The organism is Centipeda sp. (in: firmicutes), from assembly GCF_057271695.1.
On the sequence record NZ_DBHIVL010000085.1, the window covers coordinates 1 to 9527 of the forward strand.

General features: G+C 59.7%; 8 protein-coding genes. 4 read left to right on the top strand and 4 right to left on the bottom strand.

The window, feature by feature from the left end:
• Positions 1 to 313 precede the first annotated feature (313 nt).
• The 3 genes from ACO6BQ_RS10860 to ACO6BQ_RS10870 are packed head-to-tail and all read right to left on the bottom strand — an operon-like array spanning position 314 to position 3283.
• Positions 314 to 1162, bottom strand: a complete 849-nt coding sequence (locus ACO6BQ_RS10860; protein WP_489120893.1) for an MTAP family purine nucleoside phosphorylase — start codon at positions 1160 to 1162, stop codon at positions 314 to 316.
• Position 1163: 1 nt separating this feature from the next.
• The gene (gene mqnC, locus ACO6BQ_RS10865) at positions 1164 to 2189 is read right to left on the bottom strand and encodes a cyclic dehypoxanthinyl futalosine synthase (protein WP_489120894.1); all 1026 of its coding nucleotides are present in this window, start codon (positions 2187 to 2189) and stop codon (positions 1164 to 1166) included.
• Entirely contained in the window at positions 2186 to 3283 is a 1098-nt protein-coding gene (locus tag ACO6BQ_RS10870) for a radical SAM protein (RefSeq protein ID WP_489120895.1), read from the bottom strand. Before ACO6BQ_RS10870 ends, mqnC begins: the two co-directional genes overlap by 4 nt.
• Before the next feature lie 130 nt (positions 3284 to 3413).
• On the opposite strand from ACO6BQ_RS10870, the gene ACO6BQ_RS10875 reads away from it, so the two are divergent.
• The 4 genes from ACO6BQ_RS10875 (at position 3414) to ACO6BQ_RS10890 (ending at position 6857) form a co-directional block, all read left to right on the top strand.
• Positions 3414 to 4742, top strand: coding sequence for an MATE family efflux transporter (locus tag ACO6BQ_RS10875; protein ID WP_489120896.1), 1329 nt, complete (start codon positions 3414 to 3416; stop codon positions 4740 to 4742).
• 202 nt (positions 4743 to 4944) lie between these two features.
• The gene (mqnE, locus tag ACO6BQ_RS10880; RefSeq protein ID WP_489120897.1) at positions 4945 to 6030 is read left to right on the top strand and encodes an aminofutalosine synthase MqnE; all 1086 of its coding nucleotides are present in this window, start codon (positions 4945 to 4947) and stop codon (positions 6028 to 6030) included.
• A gap of 34 nt (positions 6031 to 6064) precedes the next feature.
• Entirely contained in the window at positions 6065 to 6694 is a 630-nt protein-coding gene (locus tag ACO6BQ_RS10885) for an LUD domain-containing protein (RefSeq protein WP_489120898.1), read from the top strand.
• A 37-nt stretch (positions 6695 to 6731) separates the two neighbouring features.
• Positions 6732 to 6857, top strand: coding sequence for a secretion protein HlyD (locus tag ACO6BQ_RS10890; RefSeq protein WP_489120900.1), 126 nt, complete (start codon positions 6732 to 6734; stop codon positions 6855 to 6857).
• A gap of 51 nt (positions 6858 to 6908) precedes the next feature.
• Here ACO6BQ_RS10890 and ACO6BQ_RS10895 read toward each other — a convergent pair whose 3' ends face one another.
• Positions 6909 to 9440: a tetratricopeptide repeat protein gene (locus tag ACO6BQ_RS10895; protein ID WP_489120899.1), complete on the bottom strand. Its 2532-nt coding sequence runs from the start codon at positions 9438 to 9440 to the stop codon at positions 6909 to 6911.
• Between the last annotated feature and the right edge of the window lie 87 nt (positions 9441 to 9527).

A 9527-nucleotide genomic window follows, 5' to 3' on the forward strand; every position in this document is an offset into this window, starting at 1 on the left:
GTGCGGGCAAAAAAGATGCGTCGAGATGGCGCGGCTGAATTTATCAGTGCTTCCTATAATGCACGCAGGTGTTGTCAACAGCGGTAGGCGGTCAATTCTGAGCCCCCGAAAGGGGGGTATTGCCATGGGACTATACGAGTTTCTCGCGTTTGTGTTCCTCGTTACAATTTGCGTTGTAGCAATCAAGGCATAAGAAAAGCCGCCCTGAGTGACCAAACCTAGGCGGCTAATCTTAGCTATTTCCTAGTGTGGGGGCTGACCTTCCCTGCAGCACCTTTTTCTATGCTCATTATACGATGTTCGGCGTTTTTCGTCAACCCTTATCCGACGCTGCGTTATAGACGTCCTTGAGCAGAGTCTCCTTGCGCAGGCTGCGGCATTCACACGCGCTCTCCTCGGCGGGGACGCTGCGGATGGTGGCGAGCAGGATGTCGCCGATCATGGGCGCATCGTCATAGAAAATCTGTGAGAGTGTATCGTGCGACCACGGGCGGATGCCCTCGCCGTAGTTGACGACGAAGTATAGCCCCGCATAGCACGCACCGATCTCGCGCGCAAGATAGACCTCGGGCGCAAGGCTCTGCCCCACGATGTCCGCGTGGCCTTTCAGCATCGCAATCTCGGCAGGGCTCTCAAAATGCCGCCCATCCGTGACGGCATAGATCCCGCGGTCGAAGATGCGCCCCGTATAGCGTTTCTTTGTCTCCGCAACGAGCGTCGTGCGGAGCTCGGAGCAGAGTGCGTCGCGCATCACGAGCAGATAGCGCCCGTCGAGCATGACATCCTTACGTACGGAGAGATCGAGGTAGTCGTCGGGGATGAGGAAGTCACGCGGATCGAGCAGCGGGTTCACCGTCCCGACGCCGCCCTCGGAGAGGATGCGCCGCACACCCGCCTCCCGCAGCACCCAGAACACCTGCCGCGAGGCATCTGCACGCGTCACACCGCTGCGCCAGCCGTGCATACGGCAGGTCAGCACGCGCCGCCCCGCGACGGAGAACAGGCGGAATGCGGGACTCTCGCCATACGGCGTTGCAAAGTGCAGCCCGTCCGCGAGGATCTTCACATCGTCCGCCATCGACGCACGCGGGAAGTCGCTCGACAGCGTCCCCGAGCCGCCGATGATGGCATACCCCGCCGCAGGAACCTGTTGCTCTGCCATACTAAAACCTCCGTATCACGCGATACTGCGTGTCCCGCTGCGCAGGCATCCTGCCCGCGCCGCGTATCAGATCAATCATCTTCTTAATCGACATATTGTACCGCGTTCCCGCCGCACGCACGACATTCTCCTCCAGCATGATGCTCCCGAGGTCGTCCGCGCCGAAGCCGAGCGTCAGCTGTCCAATGCGCTCGCCCTGCGTGACCCACGACCCCTGTATGTGCGCGACATTGTCCATGTAGAGCCGCGTGACAGCAAGCGTCCGCATATAGTCCCAACTCGAAGTCTTTTCCCCGCCGAGTGCGGTATTGCCCGGCTGGAACGTCCATGTGATGAACGCGCGGAATCCGCCTGTCTCCTCCTGCAGACGGCGGATATGCTCCATGTGCTCCACGCGCTCCGCCATCGTCTCGCCGAAGCCGATCACCATCGTCGCCGTCGACTCCATCCCGATCTTGTGCGCCGTACGCATGACGCGCAGCCAGTCCTCGGTCATGATTTTCTTCGGAGCGATGAGCCTCCGCACGCGGTCGACGAGGATCTCCGCACCGCCGCCGGGGAGCGAGGCAAGCCCCGCATCCTGCAGGCGGCGCAGCGTGTCCTCAATCGTAATGCCCTCCTTTTCGGCAAAGTACAGAATCTCCGTCGCCGTAAAGGAGTGGATCACGATGGAGGGATAGCGCTCACGGATCGCACGCAGCATATTTTCATAGTAGGAAAGCGGCAGATCGGGGTGAATCCCGCCCTGGATCATGACCTGCGTGCCACCCGCCTCCGCCGTCTCGCCGACCTTCGCGAGAATCTCCTCCATCGGCAGGAGATAGGCATCCTCCGCATCCTGTTTCGTGTAGAACGCGCAGAAACGGCATTCGTTCACGCAGATATTCGTGTAGTTGATGTTGCGGTCAACGATGAACGTCACCGTATCGCCGAACCGCCGCCGCCGCTCCTCGTCCGCCGCACGTCCGAGGTCGATGGGGTCGCCGTGCGTAAGGAGGTCTGTCGCCTCCCGCTCCGAGATTCTCATACGCCCTCCCCTGCCGCAATCGGCTGATAAAATGTGTCGCGTTCCACAGGCACATAGCCCGCCTCGCGAATCATCGCATCGAGCTCGCGCCGCGTGATGCCCGTCTGCGTCTGTGCGCCCGCCGCGTGGATGATCTTCTCCTCGCCGATCGTGCCGTCGAGATCATCCGCGCCAAAACCGAGGGCAAGCTGCGCGATGGGCTGCGTCAGCATGACCCAGAACGCCTTGAAATGCGCCACATTATCAAGCACGAGGCGTGAGAGAGCGAGCATCTTCATATCCTCCCACGAGCCGACGCGCATGAGTTTCTTCTCCGCACCAAGCGCCGTGTTCTCGGGATGAAACGGAAAGAGCATGAACGCCTGAAAACCGCCCGTCTCATCCTGCAAGTCACGCAGAAGGAGCAAATGGTCAATGCGCTCCTCCACCGTCTCGATGTGCCCGTACATCATGGACGCATTTGTGCGGATGCCGAGTTCGTGCGCCGTACGCATACAGTCGAGCCACTCGGCACGCGTCGCCTTATTCGGGCAGATGATTGCGCGGACGCGGTCGGAGAGAATCTCCGCGCCGCCGCCGGGGAGGGACGACAGTCCCGCCGCCTGCAGCGTACGCAGAATGTCGCGGACAGAAGTCCCCTCCGTCTTTGCAAAGTTCACAACCTCCACGGGCGTGAACGCCTTGATATCCGCGTGCGGAAGTACCGCACGCACCTGCCGCACCACGCCCTCGTAGTAGGAAAATGGACGGTCGGGATGCAAGGCACTCACGATATGGATTTCCGTGAGGCGCGGTGTTTTTTTCGCCAGTTCCAGCACGCGAGCTACATCAGCCGTTTCCATAATATAGCCGCGCGCATCGCCCTGCTCCACCTGAAAGGCGCAGAGTGGGCAGTTCGCGCTGCATACATTCGTGAGGTTGATGTGGCGGTTCACCGTATAGTAAACGTTCTTCCCGCTCGCGCGCTCCTTCGCCGCCCGTGCCCACCCTGCGAGCGCGAGAAGGTCGTTATCCTCGTAGAGGGCGAGCGCATCCTCCCTCGTCAGCCGCGCCCCGCGCTCGGCGGCGGCACGGGCTTTCTTTCGATCACTCATGTACGATATTCTCTCCTTAATAACACTCCCGCAAGTGTACCAAATGCGGCGGGATTTTGCAAATCCTCCGCGCTTGCTTTCCCCCGTGTTCCATGCTATGATAGCGCCTACTATCAACGGAGGAGACGAAATGCCGCAGCTATCCCAGCCCATCACCTACCGCACACTGCTCGCGTTTGCCGTGCCGATGATCGTGTCACAGCTCTTTATGAATGTGAACTTCATCGTCGACGGCTTCTTTGTGGCGCACGCCGTCGGAACGGATGGGCTGTCGGCGATCAACATCGTCATGCCGTTCATCCCGCTCACGATCGTGCTCGCAACCATGCTCGGCACGGGCGGCAGTGCCCTCGTCGCGGCGCAGCTTGGCGCGGGAAAGCACCGTCATGCGCAGGAAAATTTCTCCCTGCTCGTCCTCGTCTGCGTCATTCTCAGCACGCTCATCGCTGTGCTCGGCATGAGCTTCCTGCGCCCGAGCCTCTATTTCTTCGGCGCGGACGATGCCCTCTATCCGCTCTGCGAAGTGTACGCCGTGCCGCTCTTTATCTCGACACCGCTCACAATGGCGGGGCTGATCCTCGACATCTTCCTCGTTGCGGCGGGGCAGCCGCGCCTCGCGATGCTCTCCTCCTTCGTCGGCGGCATCGTCAATATGGCACTCGACTACCTCCTGCTTTTCGTATACGGCTGGGGGCTGGAGGGCGCAGCTGTCGCGACGGCAATGGGCTACTCCATCTCCGCATTCGTAGGACTTTACTACTTTGCTATTCATCGGCGCGGCACACTGCGGTTCGTACGTCCCGTCTGGCGGCTGCGTGCCGTCCTCTCCGCGATGGGCAACGGCTCAAGTGAGATGGTGATGCAGCTCTCGATGAGCCTCATCATGATCGTCATGAACAACACGATGATGCGTCTGGCGGGTGCGGACGGCGTGGCGGCAATCGCCATCTCCGAGTACATCTCCGGTCTGCTTACCGCCATTTACATGGGCTACGCCGAGGGCGTCGCTCCGCTGGCGAGTTTCAACTACGGCAAACGTGACACGCACGCCCTGCATGGAATCCTGCGCCGCAGTCTCACACTCATCGCCGCATTCTCCCTCTTTACCACCGTGGTCAGCATCCTCATCGCCGCGCCGATCACAGGCATCTTTGCCGCTGCGGGCACGCACGTCTACGAACTCGCCGTGCACGGCTTCCGCATCCATGCGACTGCCTTCCTCTTCCTCGGATTCAGCATGTACGGCTCGTCGCTTTTCACCGCGCTCGGCGACGGACGCACCTCCGCCCTCCTCTCCGTCTGGGACACACTGATCTGTCTGCTCGGCTTTCTGCTGCTCCTGCCGCACATCTTCGGCGTGGACGGCGTATTCATGGCGACGCACGCTGCGGACTTCCTCGGTGCATCGCTCACCTTCCTCCTGCTCTGGCACAAACGAAAGAAATACGGATATTGGTAACGCAAAGGTGCTGCCGCACAAATCGACGTGCAGCAGCCTCTATCCTATGTTGGAGCTATGGATTGACAAAATCTGTATTTTAGGGAAGCACTGATATACAACGACGGAGCAGGCTGCGGTCTGCTCCTTTGTCGTATATGCAGGAAAATGAGCTCTGTATGTCGAAATCCCTAACCCATCATATATTTTAGGAGAGAATAGATTGCACAGCGAATACTTGGATATTGAGAAGAAAATAGAGAATGGTGAGCGGCTGACACGAGAGGATGGGCTGCAGCTCTTTGCGTGCCGCGATATTGCATGGATTGGTGCGCTTGCTGACCGCGTGCGGCAGGAGAAGTGCGGTGACATTGTCTACTACAACGTGAACTGCCATGTGAACCTCACGAATATCTGTCTCGCGCACTGTAAGTTCTGCGCGTTCGGACGCGACGCTGAGGACAAGGGCGCGTACGAGATGAGTGTCGAGGAGGCGGTGGCGCACGTCACGGATGCGATGCGCGATCCGCATCTCGCGGGGCTGCATGTGGTGAGCGGGCTGCATCCGGACTGGACGTTCGAGGACTATCTGGGGCGGCTCAAGGCTCTGCATGAGGCATTTCCTACGCTCTACCTGAAGGGGTTTACGGGCGTGGAGATCACGCATTTTGCAAAGAGTTCGGGGCGCACGGTGCACGATGTACTCGTGCGGCTGCGTGCAGCGGGGCTGCAGTCGATTGCGGGCGGCGGTGCGGAGATTCTGACCGACCGCGTGCGCGGCGAACTCTGTCCGAACAAGGCGACAGCGGATGAGTGGATCGAGACACACCGTACGGCGCATACGCTCGGCATCAAGACGAATGCATCCATGCTCTATGGACACATTGAGACGATGGAGGAGCGCGTCGAGCATATGATGCGTCTGCGGGAGCTGCAGGATGAGACGGGCGGCTTCCAGACGTTCATTCCGTTCCCGTTCCTGCCGTCGAATACGGAACTCGGGCGGACGGTGCGTCAGACGTCGATGTGGGACGATCTCAGGACGATTGCGATCTCGCGTCTGATGCTCGATAATTTCCGCAACATCAAGGCGTACTGGGTGATGTTGACCGTGCCCGTGGCGCAGGTCGCGCTCTGCTTCGGTGCGAATGACATTGACGGCACGGTACACAAGGAGACAATTCTCCACGATGCGGGCGCGAAGAGCCCCCGCGCACTCTCGGAGGATCACATCATCCGTGTGATTCGTGAGATCGGGCGCACACCCGCCGCGTGCGATTCGAACTTTAATATCATAGAGACGTATTGAGAGGGGCGGGACATTCACCGTCAGAGGAGGAGCTATGTCAGCATACGAGGAGCGCATTTTGCGCACGATGGAGGCGTTCCGCCGAAATCGCTACGATGTCTCGCGATTCGCCGAATGCACAGCGGCGGCGGACTACCTCGCCGCTGAGATTCGCGGCAAGCGCGTCGGCTTCGGCGACTCTGAGACGCTGCGTGCGCTCTCGCTCTACGAGCGTCTGAGTGTGCATAACGAGGTGATCGACCCGCCGCGTGCGGGGCACGTCGGCGGCATCGAGGCATTTCTTGCTGCAGGGCGCGAGGCTCTGATGACGGATGTGTTTCTGCTCTCGGCGAACGCCATCACGGAAGAGGGGCAGATCCTCAACATGGACGGTGCGGGCAATCGTGTTGCGGGCTCGCTTTTCGGACATGAAAAGACCTACTTTGTCGTCGGCATCAATAAGCTCGTCCCCGACATCGAGGCGGGGATCGAGCGCATTCACCGCATCGCTGCCCCGCGCAACGCGCACCGCAAGGGCAAGAAAACGCCCTGCGCGAAGGACGGCACGCGCTGCTATGACTGCGCGGCACTTGAGCGCATCTGCAATGCGCTGACCATCCACTACAAGAAGATGAGCTACCGCCCGATGGAACTGGTACTGATCGAGGAGGAACTGGGGTTGTAAGGAATCGCTGATAAAATAGACCCTCAGATTGGCGTAGATTTTTCGTCCGAACAAGGAGGCAAACCGGACGCATAGCCAAAGCTATGTGGAGGATTTGTCGACAAAGTTCGGGCAAAAAAGATGCGTCAAGATGGCGTGGCTGAATTTATCAGTGCTTCCGTAAATTTGGACACACAAAAAGGCGGCATTTGCCGCCTTTTTCATATGCGAACGGTTACGTCTCACCATCATCCCTCGGATTCCCGTCCTCGTCCAAGGGAATGTAGGACCTCTTCTCCTCCCACGGATACCGATATTCGAGCGTGACCTGATTGTCCAGCGCAAAATGCACGGTGGAAAGTGTGCCTGTGCCCGCTTCGTCCGTGCGTCTGAGCCAACCGCCGTCGTCGAGCCGCTCCTTCTGCGTGCGCAGCCATGCGGGACTGCGCTTCGACAGCCCTGCCTCGTTCATGTGAAAGACGAGACGTACGCCGACATCCCCTACGGGATAGTCAAAGCTGCAATAGGGGGCGTTTCGCTCGTAGTTCTTCGGATCGGGACGGAAGAGCTGTCGGAAATATGCAAGCCCTGCTTCGTTCACCGTCATGCAGGCGATGGCGCACTGCTTCTCGTACATTTCTCCATCGGCATCCACACCATCGCGCAGCCCCAATATTTCGCCTGTCGTTGCCGCTCCTTGCAGCTCCTCGTCAAACGTGGGATCAATCCAGTGATAGGACATCTGTTCAATGCTTGCCCCCTCCTTGATCTCGCGTTCCAGTGTCAGGAATTCGTGGTCGTCCGGCACGAGCGCAAGCCCCCACTGCACAGCCAACAGAGCACCGTCACGGTCGCCAAAATGGGCGCGGAGCTTGCCGAGCTGCAGATACGTCCACGGATAGTCCGGCTCCTCCAATGCCCCCTGCTCGGCATAGCGGAGCGCGTCCTCCAGACGGCCGCAGTACATGAGCGCGACGGCGTAGCGGTAGTACCACGTGCCGCAGCCGCGTGCGTTCACCTCCGAGGCGGGCATCCACTGCGTCGTGCGGTAGTAGTACTCGTAGGTATCGATGTTGTTGCACGCATACGCATACCAGAGGGCGATATCCAGATCGGCACGCGCCTCCTCGCGTGTGAAATTCCCCTTGATCGTACCGTTCTTGATATACTGCTCCAGATAGTTGAGCATCTTGTAGAAATAGCCCGTGGAGCCCTCGTCCATCGCCTCCATCTTCTTGATGTCCGCTGGGGACAGCAGAGAGGATGGCGCAGGGGCGGGGCTTTCCTGCTCCGCGTCGTTCTTTTCCTCTGTGCGGTCAAGCAGGTAGATGGGATTCGTGTCCCGTCGGAACGAGTGGAACGCCGCCCACGGCAGCGTCGTCTCCGTGAGAAAATGAGCCGCCGCATCCAGCACCGCCCGCAAGTCCCATGCAATAAAGTCCAGATAGCCGCAACCCGTGCCCGTCGCACCGCCGAGGAAGGTCACGGCATCCGCTCCCGCCGTCTCTGTGATCGCCTCCATGAGCGTGTCGCGAAAATCAAGGATCTCCTCGGATTTCCCGTGCAGATCCTCCGGCAGTGGATAGGCGATGAAGCCCGCCGCAATTCCGTCCGCATGATACATATTCACAAGTGTCGCATCGTTTTCCATATAGGCACTGAGGAGGGAGGGCAGACGTGTACTGCCCGTGTAGACATCAAGCCGCCAGTCCGTTTCAGCAGAGGTGTCGGGGGTGCGCTCGTAGGCGAGATAGGAGTGCTCAAGATCGTCCTCTGCATCGCTGTCGAGAGAAAGCCCCGCTTTCTCAAGGGCCTTTGGCAGATCCGTCAGTAGAATCGGCGGCTCTGCCCGCGGAGCATCGAGAACGTCGAAATCATGGATGAGACGCATAGCGGCAATCTCGCCAATTGCCTGATCGACGATCATGGAGAGCATCCACCATGCGCGATCCTCGTCCTCCACTAGGAGCGGAAGGAGCTTTTCGCAGTAGACTGTGAGGGCAATCCCCTCTCCCGCCTGTGCGAACCAGACGGCGACATCCTCCATCTCGATGCTGTAGTCGTCCGTACGCAGGGCAAAGCCCACCGAAGCCGTGCGCCCGATGCGGATGTCCCAATGTTCCCGCACGGAGGCGGGAGCGAGACTTGCGAAATAGACGAGCGAAAAGAGCTTTGCGCGCATGCCCTCGGGCGTGAGGATCAGCTCATATTTCGCGCCGCCCTTTCCGAGCTCGAACGCGACATCATCAAAGGCAATGCGCAGAATCTCCTCCACACGCGCAATCAGCTCCTCACTGCAATCCGCATCGCTGTCCATCAGCGTGCGCAGCTCCGTCTCTGCCTGCGCAAAGGCTGCCCACGCCTCCTGTACGCGGGTGCGGAACGGGCGCTCGAAAAGTGGATGGGCGAGCATCTTGCGGCAGCTCTCGATCATGCGCTCCGTGTCCGCGTCGCCGGGCAGTGCGGCAAGTGCCTCCTCGAAGTAGGGGAGGGCACAGTTCTCGCGGTCAAGGTAGTAGTAGGAATAGCCCATGCGGAAGTTCCAGAGGTGGTCACCCGCGAAATGCTCCGCATGCGGCGTGAGGAGGGCGATTGCCTTTTCAAAATAGGCGCGATCCTCGACGCTCGCCGCATTGTTGTAGGCGCGCGCCAGCTCGCTGTCGAGCGCGGGGCTGCGCTCCTCGGCGGGGAGTGCCTCGAGCTCCGCGATGATCTTCTGATATTCCTCGTTCTCGTGCCAGCGTTGGCACTGCTTGAGTAGGGTCATTCGGCTGCTCCTGTCTCATCATCCGTTTCGATCAGGGAATCGCTGATAAAATGAAGTCCGTCAGATTGGCGTAGATTTTTTCGTCCG

Bases quoted from the DNA above. Each gene is read 5' to 3' on its own strand.
- mqnC (WP_489120894.1), bottom strand. From the start codon at position 2,189: ATGAGAATCTCGGAGCGGGAGGCGACAGACCTCCTTACGCACGGCGAC.
- ACO6BQ_RS10870 (WP_489120895.1), bottom strand. From the start codon at position 3,283: ATGAGTGATCGAAAGAAAGCCCGTGCCGCCGCCGAGCGCGGGGCGCGG.
- ACO6BQ_RS10875 (WP_489120896.1), top strand. From the start codon at position 3,414: ATGCCGCAGCTATCCCAGCCCATCACCTACCGCACACTGCTCGCGTTT.
- ACO6BQ_RS10885 (WP_489120898.1), top strand. From the start codon at position 6,065: ATGTCAGCATACGAGGAGCGCATTTTGCGCACGATGGAGGCGTTCCGC.
- ACO6BQ_RS10860 (WP_489120893.1), bottom strand. From the start codon at position 1,162: ATGGCAGAGCAACAGGTTCCTGCGGCGGGGTATGCCATCATCGGCGGC.
- ACO6BQ_RS10895 (WP_489120899.1), bottom strand. From the start codon at position 9,440: ATGACCCTACTCAAGCAGTGCCAACGCTGGCACGAGAACGAGGAATAT.